Origin of the sequence: Pseudomonas sp. PAMC 29040, from assembly GCF_003994535.1 — a bacterium.
In the GTDB taxonomy this organism is placed as follows: Bacteria; Pseudomonadota; Gammaproteobacteria; order Pseudomonadales; family Pseudomonadaceae; genus Aquipseudomonas; species Aquipseudomonas paraversuta.
The window spans coordinates 39,130-54,610 of sequence record NZ_RZAA01000015.1 but is presented as its reverse complement, the minus strand read 5'-3'; the positions used below and the strand labels follow the sequence as shown (position 1 = coordinate 54,610).

At 61.5% G+C, this 15,481-nt stretch carries 12 protein-coding genes; all 12 read right to left on the bottom strand.

Features of this window, described 5'->3' with window-relative positions; all coding sequences use genetic code 11:
- Positions 1–56: 56 nt before the first annotated feature.
- The 12 genes from WG29040_RS22540 to WG29040_RS22485 all read right to left on the bottom strand — a co-directional run bounded on the left by WG29040_RS22540 (position 57) and on the right by WG29040_RS22485 (position 15,003).
- Entirely contained in the window at positions 57–638 is a 582-nt protein-coding gene (locus WG29040_RS22540) for a glutathione S-transferase (RefSeq protein WP_003444738.1), read from the bottom strand.
- On the bottom strand, positions 635–4,276 hold the full coding sequence (locus WG29040_RS22535) for an AAA family ATPase (RefSeq protein ID WP_127196905.1): 3,642 nt from the start codon (positions 4,274–4,276) through the stop codon (positions 635–637). Before WG29040_RS22535 ends, WG29040_RS22540 begins: the two co-directional genes overlap by 4 nt.
- Complete coding sequence (locus WG29040_RS22530; RefSeq protein ID WP_003444736.1) at positions 4,273–5,517, bottom strand: exonuclease SbcCD subunit D C-terminal domain-containing protein; 1,245 nt, start codon at positions 5,515–5,517, stop codon at positions 4,273–4,275. The genes WG29040_RS22535 and WG29040_RS22530 overlap by 4 nt, the downstream gene beginning before the upstream one ends.
- A gap of 90 nt (positions 5,518–5,607) precedes the next feature.
- Positions 5,608–7,242, bottom strand: a complete 1,635-nt coding sequence (locus WG29040_RS22525) for a BatD family protein (RefSeq protein WP_003444734.1) — start codon at positions 7,240–7,242, stop codon at positions 5,608–5,610.
- Positions 7,239–8,981 carry a VWA domain-containing protein gene (locus tag WG29040_RS22520; protein ID WP_127196904.1) on the bottom strand — a complete coding sequence of 581 codons (1,743 nt, stop codon included), beginning with the start codon at positions 8,979–8,981 and terminating at the stop codon, positions 7,239–7,241. The genes WG29040_RS22525 and WG29040_RS22520 overlap by 4 nt, the downstream gene beginning before the upstream one ends.
- Positions 8,978–10,054 carry a VWA domain-containing protein gene (locus WG29040_RS22515; RefSeq protein ID WP_010657353.1) on the bottom strand — a complete coding sequence of 359 codons (1,077 nt, stop codon included), beginning with the start codon at positions 10,052–10,054 and terminating at the stop codon, positions 8,978–8,980. Before WG29040_RS22515 ends, WG29040_RS22520 begins: the two co-directional genes overlap by 4 nt.
- Positions 10,047–10,541, bottom strand: coding sequence for a DUF4381 domain-containing protein (locus WG29040_RS22510; RefSeq protein WP_127196903.1), 495 nt, complete (start codon positions 10,539–10,541; stop codon positions 10,047–10,049). Before WG29040_RS22510 ends, WG29040_RS22515 begins: the two co-directional genes overlap by 8 nt.
- Positions 10,538–11,482 carry a DUF58 domain-containing protein gene (locus WG29040_RS22505; RefSeq protein WP_003444727.1) on the bottom strand — a complete coding sequence of 315 codons (945 nt, stop codon included), beginning with the start codon at positions 11,480–11,482 and terminating at the stop codon, positions 10,538–10,540. Before WG29040_RS22505 ends, WG29040_RS22510 begins: the two co-directional genes overlap by 4 nt.
- 3 nt (positions 11,483–11,485) lie before the next feature.
- Positions 11,486–12,445 carry a MoxR family ATPase gene (locus WG29040_RS22500; protein WP_003444726.1) on the bottom strand — a complete coding sequence of 320 codons (960 nt, stop codon included), beginning with the start codon at positions 12,443–12,445 and terminating at the stop codon, positions 11,486–11,488.
- A gap of 187 nt (positions 12,446–12,632) precedes the next feature.
- A complete protein-coding gene (locus tag WG29040_RS22495) occupies positions 12,633–13,808 on the bottom strand; it encodes an MFS transporter (RefSeq protein WP_127196902.1) in 1,176 nt (391 codons plus the stop codon).
- 32 nt (positions 13,809–13,840) lie between these two features.
- Entirely contained in the window at positions 13,841–14,590 is a 750-nt protein-coding gene (locus WG29040_RS22490) for an amidohydrolase (RefSeq protein WP_003444724.1), read from the bottom strand.
- A gap of 50 nt (positions 14,591–14,640) precedes the next feature.
- Positions 14,641–15,003 (bottom strand): hypothetical protein, encoded by a 363-nt coding sequence (locus WG29040_RS22485; protein WP_003444723.1) that lies wholly within the window; start codon positions 15,001–15,003, stop codon positions 14,641–14,643.
- Between the last annotated feature and the right edge of the window lie 478 nt (positions 15,004–15,481).

The following is a 15,481-nucleotide window of genomic DNA, read 5'->3' as shown; positions in this document are numbered from 1 at the left end:
CGAGCTTGCCTCGCGAGCTTTTGATCCAGGAAAAGCTCGCTCCTGCAGTTTTGGGTTCAGGACCTGGCCATGATTGAGGTGAATAACTCGCTTGCCAGAAACCGCTCCAGCCACGCTCTCAGGCGCGGGTAGGGGGCTTGCTCGAACCAGTCCCGATCGACGTGGGCAAACTGCCGCACAAATGGCGCAAGGGCCACATCAGCCAGGCTCAATCGCGGCCCGGCGAGATACGGCGTCTGTTCAAGCAAATCTTCCAGGCGTTGTAAAAAGGCTTCCCCCTGGCCCCGGTAATACTCCATCGGGTATTCGGGATATCGGTTGGCGTATTTGTAACGATCCAGACTGGCCTTGAAGCGGCTGTCGTTTTCTTCAATCAGCTCCCCCCAGGCCCCTTGTCGCCAATGCTCCGGATCATGCTGCTCAAGTGCCCAGTGCATGATGTCCAGGCTTTGTTCGATGACCCTGCCATCGGCACACACCAGTACCGGTACTGTGCCTTTTGGCGAGGCTGCCAGCATTTCGGCAGGTTTGGCCTTGAGGCTGACTTCCACAATCGACACCGGTACGCCGCTGTAGTGCAAGGCCATGCGCGCCCGCATGGCATAGGGGCAGCGACGGAAGGAATAAAGCAGGGTCATTTGACCTCCACGGTGCTCAGGCCGTTGCCTTGACGGCGCACTTGAATTTGCACGGGGATGCGCTCGTGCATTTCCTGGACATGGGAAATCACTCCGACTTTGCGGCCCTGGGCCTGCAGCCCATCGAGGGCATCCATTGCCAGTTGCAGCGACTCGGGATCGAGACTGCCGAAGCCTTCGTCGATAAACAGTGATTCGATTTTCAGCGTGCTGGACGCCATTGACGCCAGACCCAGGGCCAGAGCCAGTGACACCAGGAAGGTCTCACCGCCGGACAACGAGTGGACTGAACGCAGTTCGTCGCCCATTTCGGTATCCATTACCAGCAGGCCGAGCATGCTGCCGCCGCGTTTGAGGCGATAGCGGCGCACCAGTTGGCGCAGCTGTGCATTGGCGTGGTGCACCAGCAAATCGAGGTTGTAGGCCTGGGCGATTTTGCGGAAGGTGTCGCCGGTGGCGGAACCGATCAGGGTATTGAGCCGTGCCCAGCGCTGCCATTCGTCATAGGCCTGGCTGATGCGTTGCGCCAGTGCCTGGTTGGCCTCCTGGCGGCGCTGGTCTTCGGCTTGCCGGGCACGTAACTCCGCAGATTGCTGTTCGCTGGTGTTGATCAGGCCGTGCAGCTCATTCAGGGCGCTGTCCAGTGCCTGGGCGTCAAGGTTGCCGTTGGCCTGGGCCTGATGCTGATTCAGACGTTGGTCGCGCTCCTGCAACAGAACGCGGGCTTGCTCTACGGCCTTCTCGCTGTTTTGCAGTTGCAGGCGCAACTGACGCAATTGCGCTTCGTCAATGCTCAGCAACTGTTGCAAACGGCTGTCATCCAGTTCGCTGTGCTGCGCACGCCATTGCGCAACCTGAGCACTGAGGGTGCTGTGTTCCTGTTGCAGTGCGTGCTGGTGTTGCTGTTGCGCCTTGAGCTCGGCGGTCAGTTGCAGCAACTGGTTGGCGCAGGTCTGCACGGCCTGCTCTGCTTCGGTCTGGGCCACACGGGCCTGTTCCACTGCCTGTTCCAGGCTGTGTTGCCATAGTTGCGCACTGCTGTAATCGCCCAGTAGCTCATGGAGGGCCTGGTGGCCCGACTGCTGTTGCGCGGTCAGTTCGAGCACGCTGCGTTGCAGGGTTTCGAGCTCTTTAGTGATATTGGCTTGCTGATACTGCGCCCGCTCGATTTGGCTCTCCCGTTGCGCCTGCTCCGATTGTTCATCGCGCAGTTGCTCGAGTTGCGCCAGTCGATCGGCCACTTGCTGGTCAAGCGCCATAAAACAGGCTGACGGATTATCGCGCAGCGCTGCGAGAGTCGCCTCGGGCAACAGGCCGGCGAATTCCGCCAGCTCATCGCCAAGGCGCTGCTTGTCGGCTTGCAGGTGCAGGCGTTGCTCGGCCAGCTGTTGCGCGGCCATCTGGCTGGCCTCGGTACTGCGCTGCACTTGCTGCTGTAATTGTGCGGCTTCTTTTTGCAGGGCCAGCAGGGTGTTCTGGCGCTGTTGATCCTGGTTGATGCTGTGTTGCAACTGGCCCAGGCGCTGGGTCAGCCACTGCTCACGCCTGGCCGGATCTTGTGCCAGCCATTGCGGATACAGCGGATGCGCCTCAAGGCCGGGAGCCAGGGCCTGTTGTTCGTCGAGGATGTGCTGATGTTGCTGGAGGAACTCGCGGTGCTGGGCGTTCACCCCGCCGACTTTTTCGCGCAACTGAATCAAGGTTTCTTTAAGGCCGTCGACCACCTTGCGGGCGCTGGCCTCTTCTTCCTCGTCAAAGCGTGAAAGGCTCTGCAACAGTACTTCTGGCTGGTGATAGGGGTGCTCATGACTGCCGCAAACCGGACACGGCTGGTCATCCTGCAGCCGGGCGCGCAGTTCTTCGACGCTGGCGCTGCGAGCCAGTCGCTGGCGTTCCAGTAGCTGTTGGGTGACCAGCAGGGCCTGCTCGGCCGACTCGAATTGTTTCTTGGTCGCGGTGCCTTGTTCGATCAGCTGTTCGCGTTCGGTCTGCAGGGTCTGCAGCTTGAGTTGTAACCCCTGCAAGCGGGCCTCCAGTGCAAGCTGGCTGCTGCACAGGCGCTGCAAGTCTTCGAACGCGCGTTGTTGCTGATGGTTGTCGGAGAGCAGGCTGCCCAGGGTCTGGATTTGCTCATTGACGGCCTGCGGCTCGGCTTCGGCCTCCTGGAACAGTATTTCCAGAGTGTTGCGCAATTCGTTGAGTTGTTGCGCCGCCAGCTGCGCCCGTTGTTCAAGGGCGGGCAGTTCTTTATTACCGGTGCCGAGGTTGTTGCTCAGGCGTACCAGTTGCTGCAGGCGCGGGCGATAGGCGTCCCAGGCATTGGCCAATGGCGTCAGTTCAGCACTTTGCTCCAGTTGCCGGGTGATGTGCTCAATGCGCCCGGCACCTTGTTGCTGGTGCTCGACCATCCGGGCCAGCCCTTGCTGGCCCTCGTCACAGGCCTGTTGCGCTTGTTGCATGAGGACTTGCTGGGCGTCGAGGGCTTGCGTCAGGCGACTGAGGTTGGCCTGGGCCAAATGTGCCTGCTGCACCCGGGGTGCGCACTCGCGTTGTCGGGCCTGAGCCTGGGTGGCCTCCAGTTGCGCTGTTTGTAGCGCTTGTTGCAGTTGCCCCTGGCGCTGGTTGAGTGCGGTTTGTTGCTGCAGATGAGCAGCAATGTGTGCGGCCAGCGGGCTGAGCTGTGCCTCAAGCTCGGCCAGTCGGGCAAATTGATGGCGTTGCGGTGCCAATTGCTCCAGCAGGTTGAGGGTCTGGCGCTGGTCGGCCTGGCTCTGCCACAGGGTTTGCGCCTGTTGCAGTTGCTCGGCGGCACTCTGTTGTTGCTCTTGCAGCTCGCGCAGGGTTTTAAGCCAGCTGTGCTGTTGCTCCAGCTGTTTGAGCTGGCTCTGCCGGTTTTTCAGCTGTTGCCGGGCTTCGTCGTACTGCTGGTCCAGTTCGGCGCGGGCTTCAGGGGTCAAGGGGGTCACACCAACGGCCTGGTCCAGCAACTGCTTGTGGTTGTCCCGGGCTTCTTTGGCCTTGTCGAAGGCCCGTTTACCCAGGCGGGTGTAGAGCGCGGTGTCGGTAAGTTTTTCCAGCAGTTCGCTGCGCTCGTTGTCATCGGCTTTGAGAAAGGCGCTGAACTCGCTCTGGGCCAGCATCACGGCGCGGGTGAACTGCTCGAAGTTGAGCCCCAGACGCGCTTCGAGCTGCACTTTGTAATCGCCTTTCTGGCTGGCCAGCAGTTGGTCGCTGTCGAGGTCGCGCAGGCTTTGGCGGCTGGCCTGCAGTTTGCCGGCGGCTTTCTCCCGGGCGCGGTTGGCTTCCCAGCGGGCCCGGTAACGGCGGCCGTCGATGCCGACAAAGTCGACTTCGGCATAGCCTTCACCGGTGCCGCGACGCAGCAGGGTACGAGGGTCGCCGGTGGCCACTTCGCCATCGGCATCCGGCACCTTGGCATCGCGCCCGGTGTTGCTCAGGCGCGGAACGGCACCAAACAGTGCCAGGCACAATGCGTCGAGCAAGGTACTTTTGCCGGCCCCGGTGGGGCCGGTTATGGCAAACAGTCCGGCACTGGCCAGGGGCTCGGCGGTGAAGTCCAGCTCAAAGGGGCCGGCCAGCGAGGCGAGGTTCTTCAGGCGAATGGCCAGGATTTTCATGGTTGTTCACCTTCCAGCTGTACTTCTTGCAGCAACAGCGCGAAGTCGTTGAGGGTTTGCTCGTCGGCTTCACTGCCGTAATTTTCCTGCCAGGCGCGGCTGAACAGTTCCCGGGGAGTCAGTTGATCGAGTTCGATCAGGCCATTGGCGTCATCCTCGTCGGCGCGCCGACCACTGCCGGCGTACTCGGCAGCGATGCGCACCAGGCGAACCGATTTTCCCTGCAGCGCGGTTTCAATTTGCTGGCGCAGATCGGGTTGCGGCTCGTCAAGTTTGACCCGTACTTCGAGCCAGGGCTGACGCTGGGGATCGGCCAGCAAGTCGATGTCCGGCAGTTCGGCCAGTTGCTCAAGGACTTGCGCCAAGGGGGCCGGGCCAATGCGCTGCAGGTTGACGGCCCGCGGGATCAGGCGCGGTTCGACACTGACCAGGGTTTCGCCATCCAGTTGCACATCGAGGATTTGATGTTGGTAGCCGATTTCCGAGAATGACAACGGAATTGGAGATCCGCAGTAGCGAATGCGTTCTTCACCATTCACTCGCTGGGGTTTATGCAAATGCCCCAGGGCGACATAGCTGATGCTGGGGCCGAACAGGCTGGCGGGCAGGGCTTCGGCGTTGCCGATGATCAGGCTGCGCTCGGAGTCTTGCGAGACCGAACCGCCGGCCATGTGCGCATGGCTGATGGCGATCAGGGCCTGGCCTGGCTTGCGCCGGGCGTTGGCGGCGGCGATCAGCCATTCATGGACCTGGCCGATGCCGCGCAGGTAGTCATCCCCCAGATGGGCGCCGGTGACTTCGGCGGGCCGCAGAAACGGCAGCGCCAGGCACCAGCCGGCAATTTCGCCAGAGGCATCCGGGAGCGGGATCAGCAGGCGTTCTGCGTCCAGCCGCCCGTCGTCGAGCCACAGCACCCGGCCCAGGGCATGGGCCCGCAGGCGGCGCATCAAGGGCGCCGGCAGCTCAATCCGGGATCCGGAGTCGTGGTTGCCGGCAATCATCACGATGGTCAGGCCGGGCTGTTGCTCATGGGCGCTGACGATAAAGTCGTAGAGCCGTTCCTGGGCTTTGACCGGCGGGTTGACGGTGTCGAAGATGTCACCGGCAATCAGCAGCACGTCCGGTTGCTGATCGGCCAGTTGGCTCAATAGCCAGCTCAGAAAGCAAGCGTGTTCGAAGTCGCGTTCCTGGCCATGGAGGTTTTGCCCCAGGTGCCAGTCGGAAGTGTGAAACAGGCGCATGACAGAGTCCGTAAAAAATGGGCTTCGTCCAGCGCAGGCTGGACGCAAAACCGGCCCCGGTACACACACGGGCGCGGGGCCGGCTGGAAATTATTTGGGGTAGAGCGGTGGCAGGCTGCTCGGCTCGCTGCCCGCATCGTGCTCACGTTCGGCGGCAGGAATGCTGCGAATGGCCTTCCACAGTTCTTCACCCTGCCAGTGCTGACCGGTTTCGCTGTAGAGCGCGCCATTGAGACCATCCAGGGCATCGGACAGCAGTACAAACCGCGCGGCCATTTCGGCCAGGGTTTCCGGCTGTTGCCGGGCCCAGGCATCGAGTGCCTGGCGGGTGGCCTGCGGGTCGTTGGCAAGGCAGGCACGCTTGAGATCATCGAGCAGGGTGCGGGGGCTGGGACCGGTTTGCGCGGCCCGTAAAATGGCCGGCTGCCAGCGCGCGCGCCACCACAGGCCGAAACCTGCGAGGGTGGTGCAGGCGAGGATAAAGGTGCTCAGTTGCCAGAGCCACAATGTGGAGTCGTCATTCATTGCCGCAGGCAGGGTGCTGACCGGTGTATCCAGCGCCAGATTCGGGTTGGCGGCTACCTGTAAGGTCCGTGCAGGCAGGTAACTACGTTCCAGGCTGTCTTCATGGGTGTTCCACCAGACCACTTCGACGGCAGGCAATTCAACCTGGCCGACCCGGGAGGGGACCAGAGCCTCGCGTTCTTCACGGCTGCCCACCAGGCCGTTTTCGGTGATCTGATTGCTCAGTTGCGGCAGGTCCGGGTAGCGGCGCAATCCGTTTACATCGGTGGCGGGCAGGGGCGGCAGCTGGGCGCTGGACAGACCTTCAGCCTTGAGGGTGAGGGTACGGGTCAATGATTCGCCGACCTGGCAGTGATCCGGCTCGGGGTTCCACGACTCACTGACGCTAAGGCTGCGTGCTGGCAGCCAGGGCGAGTTGGCCGGATAGTCCGCAGGTTTGGGTTTGACCGTCAGCGGGATGTCGGCTGTGCTCACATGCACCATTTTTCCAGGCTTGGGGCCCAGCGGGGCAGGGGCGGCGGCTTGCTGGCTGTCAACCTGGGTAGCGCTGAACGTCTGGGCCGGGATGATCAGCTCGCCGCTTTTCTGCGGGTAAATGCCGTAGCGCAGTTCAATCACGCCGTGGCGTACCCCATTGATCAATTTCTCGTAGGTCCGCGACTCGCCCAGTTGTTCGACAATGGCGTCTGTCAGGTGCAAGGGGGTCAGGCTGCTGTCGTCGTACAGGGCCACCGAGTGGTAGATGCGCAGGGTCAGTATTGCCTGGGCCTGAACGTAGACGCTTGGCTGGTCGAGGACGGCTTCGATAAATACCGGCGCCAGCTCGTTGTCGCTGCGGATGCTTTGAGTGACCGTCAGGCTGATGGGCAGGCTGTGGTAGGCACCGACCTGCAGCGGCGGAATAATCACGGTGCCGGTGCTTTTGGGCTGCAAGGTGATGATCCAGCGGGTGTTGGCCTTGTTGTCTTCGCTGAGGTCGGTCAGTTGGTTGACCTGGCGCGTACCCCGGACATCGAACAGGGCCTGGAGCGGTGTCAGATCCGGTTTGCCGAACAGGGTGGCGTCGTTTGATTGAAGGGTCAGCTCGACGGTTTCGCCGGAGTTGAGTTGATTGCGATCAACACTGGCAACCAGCCCGAGCGCATGGGCCGGCACGGTCCAGCAGCAGAGCAGGAGAAGCAAGGCGCAAATGCGGTTCATTGGGGCGAGTCCTGATGTTGCTGCTGTTCGTACCAAAATTTCCGTCGCAACAATTCGCTGGGGTTGTCGGGAATCTGTCTGAGCCATTGTTCCAGTGCCTGGCGATGCTCCTCGTCCAGGTGGTCTGACGTCGGCGCCGGGGGGCGGGTGGTCGTATCGTCGGTGGATTCGCTGCCGGGCTCTGGATTGCTGGCTGGCGGAGGCGGTTCCGGGGAATCGTTGTTGTTTGCCGCAGCATCCGGCTCGGTGGCCGAACTGTTTTCCTGCTGCTGCGCGCTGTCACCCGAGGCGCTGCTGTTACGGGTGCTGATGGCAGGCGCCGGTTCCGGTTCTGAGTCAGTCTCGGGTTTGTTGTCGGCCGGCGGAGTGGCCTCGGCGTTTTTTTGTTCGAGCACTTTTTCGATCAGGGCTTTGTTCTGTGCCGCTACCTGCAAGTCCGGTTGCAACTCCAGGGCTTGTTCATAGGCGTCGATGGCCGCTTCCAGTTGACCGCCCTTGGCCAGCGCATTGCCGCGATTATAGTGGGCGCTGGCGGTGTTGGACTCGGCAAAGCGCTGAGCCGCAGCGGCGTAATCGCCCGCTTGATACAGGGCAACGCCTTGCCATTGCGCGTCCTCGAAGTGCTCGACGGCTTGCAACGGTTTCTTCTGCTCCAGTAAACGCTGACCTTGCTGGTCGGGGCGCAGCCACAGGTCGGTGAAGCTCATGGCGTAACCGGGCTGGGGCAGCATCAATAACAACGGCAGGCACAGCAGCCAGCCGCGGCGGCCTGCGCAGGCTGCCAACAGCAACAGTGGCAGCAGCAACCAGTAGCCCTGGTCGGCCCAGGTGTCCAGCTGCAGGGTCTGGCCGTTATTGCGTAACTGCCGGGGCCCGTCGAGCAGGCCCAGGCCGCGCAAGTCGTTGTCGTCCAGGCGCGCCTGGCGGTAGCGGCCGTCAACTTCGAGGGCGAAGGCCCGCAGGGCCGCGCTGTCGAGACGGGGCATGAGGATGGCGCCCTGGTCGTCCTTGAGAAACTGGCCGTTTTCATCAACCACCGGCGCACCCTCACGACTGCCGATGCCGAGCATCAGCAACTGCGGGGTATGGCCCTTCAAGACCTGGCTGATGCCCTCGCGCTCCTGTTCGCTGAGCGATGAGGTGATAAGCAGCAAGCGGCCCTGGCCCAGGGCCCCCTGATCCAGCAGCTTGAGGGCTTTGGCCACCGCCAGATCGGCGCGATGGCCCGGCTGCGGCATGATGGAGGGCTTGAGCGCTTCGAGCAGGTTGCGGCTGGTGGACAGGTCATCGGACAGCGGCACCAGGGTATGGGCGCTGCCGGCGTAGACAATGACGGCCGTTTGCGCATCGCTGCGGCTTTGCAACAGGTCGTAGAGTTTGCGTCGCGCCTGCTCCAGCCGGTTTGGATTTTTGTCCGTGGCCAGCATCTCCGGAGTGAGCTGCAAGATCACCACCAACGGATCGGCAGGCTTTTGGGTGGATTGCTCAACCCGCTCCCAGCTTGGGCCCAGCAGTGCCAGCAGGGCTAGCAGCCAGGCCAGTCCCAGGGCGATCCAGGGCAGTTTGCTGTTACGCCCGCTGCCGCCACTGAGCAGTACGCGATGGAAGGCCACCGGCAGAATCATCTGCCAGCGCCCCGCACGTTTTTGTCGGTGCCAGAGTTTCCACAGCAACCAGCACAGCAGCGGCAAGAGCAACAGCCATTCGGGACGGAACCAGTGGGGCCAGAGCGTGCTCATCGGCGCCTCCGCAGACGCAGACGTTTGAGCTGCGAACGCCAGTGAGGATGTTGTTGCAGAAAATGTTCCTTGCTCAGCCAGCGTTGCAGTGGATTGTTTGGCCACAGTTCCCGTATCACCAGCAACACGCTCAGCAGCAGGGCACCGGCCAATGGCCAGCTGTAAAGTGCCTGTACCGGACGGGCCTGGGTCGGCTGCTGGGCGACGGGCTCCAGTCGGTCGAGGGTGTCTTTGATGGCGGCCAGCTCCTGACCATCGCGGGCCCGGAAGTACTGACCGCCGGTGACTTTGGCAATTTCCTGCAGAGCCGGTTCGTCCAGATCCACCCCGGGATTGATGCTGAACATGCCCTTGGCACTGCTTTGGGCAGGGTCGGCGCCGATGCCGATCGGATAAATTCTGACCCCTTCCTCGGCGGCAAGGCGGGCGGCAGTCAGCGGGTCGATCTGCCCGCCGTTGTTGGCCCCGTCGGTCACCAGAATCAACACCCGACTCTGTGCCGGGCGCTGGCGCAAGCGCTTGAGGGCCAGGCCAATGGCGTCGCCGATGGCGGTGTTTTTACCGGCAATGCCGATTCGCGCTTCATCCAGCCAGGTGTGGACGGTGTGGCGGTCGAAGGTCAAAGGCGCTTGCAGATAGGCCTGACTGCCGAACAGGATCAGGCCTACGCGGTCGCCTTCGCGGTTTTCCAGGAAGTCCCCGAGCAGGCTTTTGACCAGATCGAGACGACTGATGTCTTCGTTGTGCCATTGCATGTCGGGGAAGTCCATGGAGCCGGAAACATCCACCGCCACCAGCAAATCCCGGCCGCTGGCGGCAATGGGCAGTGGCTCACCCAGCCACTGTGGCCGCGCGGCAGCGGTCAGCAGCAGCAGCCATAAGAGCAAAAACGGAATTTGCTGACGCAATGAAGGCATTGTTGCGCGGGCTTTGCGCCGGGCCAGCTCTTCCAGGTCAGACAGAAAACTGACTTTGAGTGCGGCCTCGCCGCTGTCGGCGGCCGGCAGCACCAGGCGCATCAGCCAGGGCAGCGGCAACAGGGCGAACAGCCAGGGCCAGGCGAACTCAAACATGTTTGCGAATCCAGGTTTCAACCGCTTGATTGAGGCCGGCAATCGCCTTGTCATCAAGCTTGCATTCGGGCTTGTAGGCCCCTTCAACCAGCACCATCCAGCGCGTCAGACCGGCCGCCGGACAGCGGTTGTCGAGGAATGCCAGCCATTTGCGGCCATTGAGCGTGTGGCTCTGGCTGTAGGGGTAGTGGTTGCGGCACAGGCGTTTGAGCAGGCCGTTGAGTTGTTGCAGCCAGGCTCCGGCCGGTGCGCCGTCATAGGGTTTGGGGAAACCTGCAAGCTCTTCAAGCGCCGCCAGCCGCACCGGGTCCAGAGGCTGCTCGGCCCTGCGCGGCTGGCGCTTGACCGGCAGATATCGGCGTAGCCACCACAGGCCCCAGGCCAGGGCCGCAAGGAGGGTCAGCAGCAGCCACCAGCCAGGCGCAGGCGGCCAGAAGCCGATCACGGGCGGCTGGATCAGGGGCTGCAACTGTTCCAGGTCTTTCATAATGGTTTGCCGGGGCGTTTGGCGTTCAGGTATTCACGCAATTGCTCGATCATTTCACTTTGTGTGCTCAACGGCATCAGCATCACGCTCAATTTTTGTGCCAGCAACGCCCAGCGCGCAATACGTGCTTCGCCCTGGGCGCGATAGGCCTGACGCAAGTCGTAGTTGAGGGTGTCCAGCTCCAGCTGTGCTCCGCGTTCGGCAAAGCGCAGCAGTCCGGCAGCGGGCAGGGCGTGGTCCAGCGGGTCGGACAGCGGCAGCAGCATCAAGTCGCAATGGCGGGCCAACAGGCTCAGTTGCTGCTCGGCGGCGTCGGTGAGCGCGCGCTCATCGCAAATCACAATCACCAGGCTGCCGGGGCGCAGCACTTCCCGCGCCCGGATCAGCGCCATGCCCAGGGCATCGCGGTCGGACTGCACTTCGGTGTGCAGCGACTGGTTGACCCGTACCAGACGGTTAAGCAGTTGCAGCAGGCTCTGCTTGCTGCGCCGGGGTTTGATTTCGTAATGTTCGTGGTCGCCGAATACCAGTCCGCCCACCCGGTCGTTGTGCCCCAGTGCCGCCCAGCCGATCAGACTGGCAGCCTGGGCTGCAAGCACCGACTTGAACATCAGGCCCGAGCCAAAGAACAGCCGCCGGCTTTGTTCGGCGAGAATGAAGATCGGCCGTTCGCGCTCTTCATGGAACATTTTGGTGTGCGGCTCCTGGGTGCGAGCCGTGACGCGCCAGTCGATGGTGCGCACATCGTCACCGGCCTGATAGACCCGTACCTGATCGAAATCCACGCCGCGGCCGCGCAATTTTGAATGGTGCAGGCCCGCCATCGGGCTGCGCTGGCCAGGGGAGGCGAACAGTTGTACTTCGCGCACCCGGTGCCGCATCTCGATCAGTTCGGCAAGGGTGACGCGAATGCCGGGCTCGGCGGGCAGGGGGTTGTTCATGGGTCAGGCGACGGCAACGACGTCAAGGATGCGCTGCACCACACGGTCCTGGTCGATACCGGCGGCTTCAGCTTCGAACGACAAAATGATCCGGTGACGCAGAACGTCAAACAACACGGCCTGAATGTCTTCGGGGCTGACGAAGTCGCGTCCGGCCAGCCAGGCATGCGCCCGGGCACAGCGGTCCAGGGCAATCGAGCCGCGGGGGCTTGCGCCATAGGCGATCCAGTCGGCCATTTCCGGGTCGAACTTGCCCGGAGTACGGGTGGCCATGACCAGTTGCACCAGGTATTCCTCTACTGCATCGGCCATGTACAGGCCGAGGATTTCCTTGCGTGCAGCAAAAATGGCTTGCTGGCTGACCCGGCGCTCGGGTTTGGTTTCACCGTTGAGCGCTTCGCCGCGGGCCTGCTGCAGGATGCGCCGTTCGACAGCCGCATCGGGGAAGCCGATTTTGACGTGCATCAGGAAGCGGTCGAGCTGGGCTTCGGGCAACGGATAGGTGCCTTCCTGCTCGATCGGGTTTTGCGTGGCCATCACCAGGAACAGCGGCGACAGTTCGTAGGTGCTGCGCCCGACACTGACCTGGCGCTCGGCCATGGCTTCGAGCAATGCCGACTGAACCTTGGCCGGCGCGCGATTGATTTCATCCGCCAGCACCAGATTGTGGAAAATCGGCCCTTGCTGGAAGACGAAACTGCCGGTCTCCGGACGATAGATTTCAGTCCCGGTGATGTCGGCGGGGAGCAGGTCGGGGGTGAACTGAATTCGATGGAACTGCGCTTCAATCCCTTCCGCCAATTCTTTGATGGCCTTGGTTTTTGCAAGGCCGGGCGCACCCTCGACCAGCATGTGGCCGTCAGCCAGCAGCGCGATCAGCAGGCGGTCGATGAGTTTTTCCTGACCGAGAATCTGCGTTGAGAGAAAGGTTCGCAGCGCAAGCAGCGCTTCACGATGTTCCATCGTTGACTGTTCCTGAAAAGGACACCGACGGCGCAAGAGTTACGCCGGGGCTGGGGCCGTTACTTTAATCCATTGGAGGGGTCGCGGACTAATCGCAGGGGGAGCTTTTTAAGGAAAAATCCGATATTTAAGGAAAAATCCGAAATCCAGGGAGTTGTTGAGAACAGTGCTCATCTGCGCCTCGCCATTACCGGCGTCTGGCCATTGTCACCAGGGTGACGCCAATCAAGGCGGTCAAACCGGTCAGCCACAGGATGACCGTCTGGGTGCCCAAGGGACCTGCCAGCAGGGCAATCAGTAGTCCGGCCAAGGGTTGGGACAGGTTGTTGAGCAAACTGACCACACCCACGGTTTTGCCAAAATCCTGTGGCGGGATGACTTTCTGGCGAACACTGCGAAAGTAGATGTTGAACATCTTGTCGAAGCCGGTAATCAGCAAGAAGCCCAGGGTGTAGGCCCAGATATTCGGGCTCAGGGCGGTGATCAGCGCGCCACACGCGATCATGGAGTAGGACAGGCTGCCCAGCACTTTCAAAGACAGGGTCGAGCGCGCCAGGTAAAACAGAATGGCAATGGTCGTCAGCGCGCCTGCGGCCTGCAAGCCGGCATAGGTCTGCTTGCCGGCCGCATATTGGCCGATGACCATGGCCGCGGAGGTGGCCAGGGTGACACCGATCAGCAGATTGACGCCGACTGCCAGGACGATGATTTTTTGCAACTCTGCCAATTGGCGGATATGCCTGAAGGCGATGCGCAATGGCTGTAGCCAGAGGTCTTGGTGTTGTTCGAAGGTTGGCAGGTTGACCCTGGTATTGCGTTGCCAGAACAGCATCGCCAGATCGGCCAGGACAAAGAGTCCGGCTACGGCCATGACCACCCAGTGCCAGGCCCAGATTTCGAGCAGCAATGCAGCTACCAGCGGCCCCAGGACCAACCCGTTCTGATCGGCGATCTGCGAGTAGGACAGGGTTTTGCCGTAGGTGTAGTGCTTGAAGATGTGCGGCATCAGCACCTCCCGGGCCATGACGCCCTGGGTGGTCAGTACCCCGCACAGTGCTGACAGGATGACCACCCAGTAAATACCTTCGAACAGTGCGTAAAGCCCTACGGCGATGACGCAGGCAACCGCGCGATAGACCTGGCTGATGTGCAGGATGCGTACCGGGGGGTATTTGTCACAGAGTGCCCCGCAGACCGGGAACGCCAGATAGCGCGGCAAAGACTCGACAAAAAATGCCAGTCCGGCCCACGACACGCTATTGGTGGTCTGGAACACAATCAGCGGCACGATAAATAACAGGATCTGGTCGGCAAGCCGCGACACAAACAGCGAAATGAAAAAAGCCAGGTAATCCTTACGCATGCTGTTCTCGTGTCAGTGGCTAAACACCCTGTTTAGCTCAAGCGATAAAACTCCCGGGCGTTGTGCCACAGGGCCCGCGCGGCGCCGTCCTCACCCAGGGCATCGCTCAACAGGACGATGTCGCTGTCTGCAAAGGGGCGGGGCGCGCGGGTCGACGGCAAGTCGCTGCCAAACATCAGTGCATGGGGGTTGGCGCTGTGAATCTGTTGCAGTACGCCGGGCAGCGCGAAATCTACCCGGCCAAAACCGCAGGCTTTGACCCGAACCCCGTATCCGGCCAGGCGCAGCAGGCTGGGCAAGCCTTCATGGCTCAGCCCCAGGTGATCGATGCTCAGGGCTGGCAAGCGCAGCAGCCGGGTTTCAATGGCTGGCAGTTCCCGCGAGTCGATATACAACTCCGAATGCCAGCCCACGCAGTCATGCACCCTTTTGGCCAGGGATTCGAGCTGGTCCAGTTGCTCGGAACCGCCGCGCTTGAGATTGAAGCGCAAGGCGCGAACACCATGCCGGTCCAGGGTTTGCAACTGGGTATCGGTGACGCTGGCGGGCAGTTGCGTTACCCCCACGAAGCCCGGGCCCAGGCGGTTCAGTGCAGCGATCAGGTAAGTCTGATCGAAACCCTGAAAAGATCCCGAGACCACGGCCCCGCCGACGATGCCCAGGGGGCGGGTACGTTCCTGGTAATCATCGACACTGAAAAACTCGGGCATATAGCCGTTGTTCGGGATCAGCGGATAGGCGCTGTCGATGATATGGCAGTGAGCATCGAAGATCGGGCGCATGGCGGCATTACCTGCGTTTCAGGGGTAAGCAGTTGTTGTGGTCAGGTGGTTCAGCCCAGTTCGCTGACGTAGGTGCCGGTGCCTTTGAGGATGTTGTGCAGGGTTTGTTCGATTTCGGCCAGCTCGCTTGGGTCTGCGCTGTGAAGGATCTCGATATGATCGTCGCCATTGAGGGCGTCAGCGTCAGACGGACTGATTTCAATCAGCAGGCGGGTAGGGCTCAGGGTGGCTTTTACCCCTTCCAGAACCGAAGGTCCGTCAACGTCGCCGAAGGTGATTTCCAGTTCGTCTTCGTCCGGATAGCGGGTCATCAGGAACATTTCGCCCTGTTCGCTGTGGCAACACAGCATGGCCATGTTGTCTTCTTCGTCGTCGCACGGGTTGGCCATGAGGAGCGGGGTGGTGATTTGCATGGGGGGAATCCTGGCGCTGCGGGCGCATGTATCGGCTGAATAAAAGTTGATTTTGCCAGCCTGCACAGATTTATGCTGGCCTGATTGAAAATGTGTCGAAGAGTCCGGATTGCGTCGTACGAGTCATTTTTGTGACTGGCAAAGGATTTACAGGTGCTTTTCGGAATGTTTTCCCCATTGGAATGCTAGGGTTGTTCATTATCAGGCCGCAAGGTTGCGTCCCAATGACCGAATATGTCGCCGCATCGCAAGCAGGCCGGGCGGCTCAATCGTTAAGCTTCGCGGGTGATAGCTATCTTTAAAAACACAGCCTGTTCATCCGGCAGTCGTTTTTGCAGATACCCATCCTGGAACGTGAATGTGACCCCTGGGTCGCGGCCAGCTTCACCACCCTGTCATGCTGTGCTTTCAAGGTAAACTGCCAAGATATGCCCTTGCACAGTATTGGCAGCTCCCCACGCGGGAACAGCACGCGACG

Bases quoted from the DNA above. Each gene is read 5' to 3' on its own strand.
- WG29040_RS22485 (WP_003444723.1), bottom strand. From the start codon at position 15,003: ATGCAAATCACCACCCCGCTCCTCATGGCCAACCCGTGCGACGACGAA.
- WG29040_RS22525 (WP_003444734.1), bottom strand. From the start codon at position 7,242: ATGAACCGCATTTGCGCCTTGCTTCTCCTGCTCTGCTGCTGGACCGTG.
- WG29040_RS22510 (WP_127196903.1), bottom strand. From the start codon at position 10,541: ATGAAAGACCTGGAACAGTTGCAGCCCCTGATCCAGCCGCCCGTGATC.
- WG29040_RS22520 (WP_127196904.1), bottom strand. From the start codon at position 8,981: ATGAGCACGCTCTGGCCCCACTGGTTCCGTCCCGAATGGCTGTTGCTC.
- WG29040_RS22495 (WP_127196902.1), bottom strand. From the start codon at position 13,808: ATGCGTAAGGATTACCTGGCTTTTTTCATTTCGCTGTTTGTGTCGCGG.
- WG29040_RS22490 (WP_003444724.1), bottom strand. From the start codon at position 14,590: ATGCGCCCGATCTTCGATGCTCACTGCCATATCATCGACAGCGCCTAT.
- WG29040_RS22515 (WP_010657353.1), bottom strand. From the start codon at position 10,054: ATGTTTGAGTTCGCCTGGCCCTGGCTGTTCGCCCTGTTGCCGCTGCCC.
- WG29040_RS22540 (WP_003444738.1), bottom strand. From the start codon at position 638: ATGACCCTGCTTTATTCCTTCCGTCGCTGCCCCTATGCCATGCGGGCG.
- WG29040_RS22530 (WP_003444736.1), bottom strand. From the start codon at position 5,517: ATGCGCCTGTTTCACACTTCCGACTGGCACCTGGGGCAAAACCTCCAT.
- WG29040_RS22505 (WP_003444727.1), bottom strand. From the start codon at position 11,482: ATGAACAACCCCCTGCCCGCCGAGCCCGGCATTCGCGTCACCCTTGCC.
- WG29040_RS22535 (WP_127196905.1), bottom strand. From the start codon at position 4,276: ATGAAAATCCTGGCCATTCGCCTGAAGAACCTCGCCTCGCTGGCCGGC.
- WG29040_RS22500 (WP_003444726.1), bottom strand. From the start codon at position 12,445: ATGGAACATCGTGAAGCGCTGCTTGCGCTGCGAACCTTTCTCTCAACG.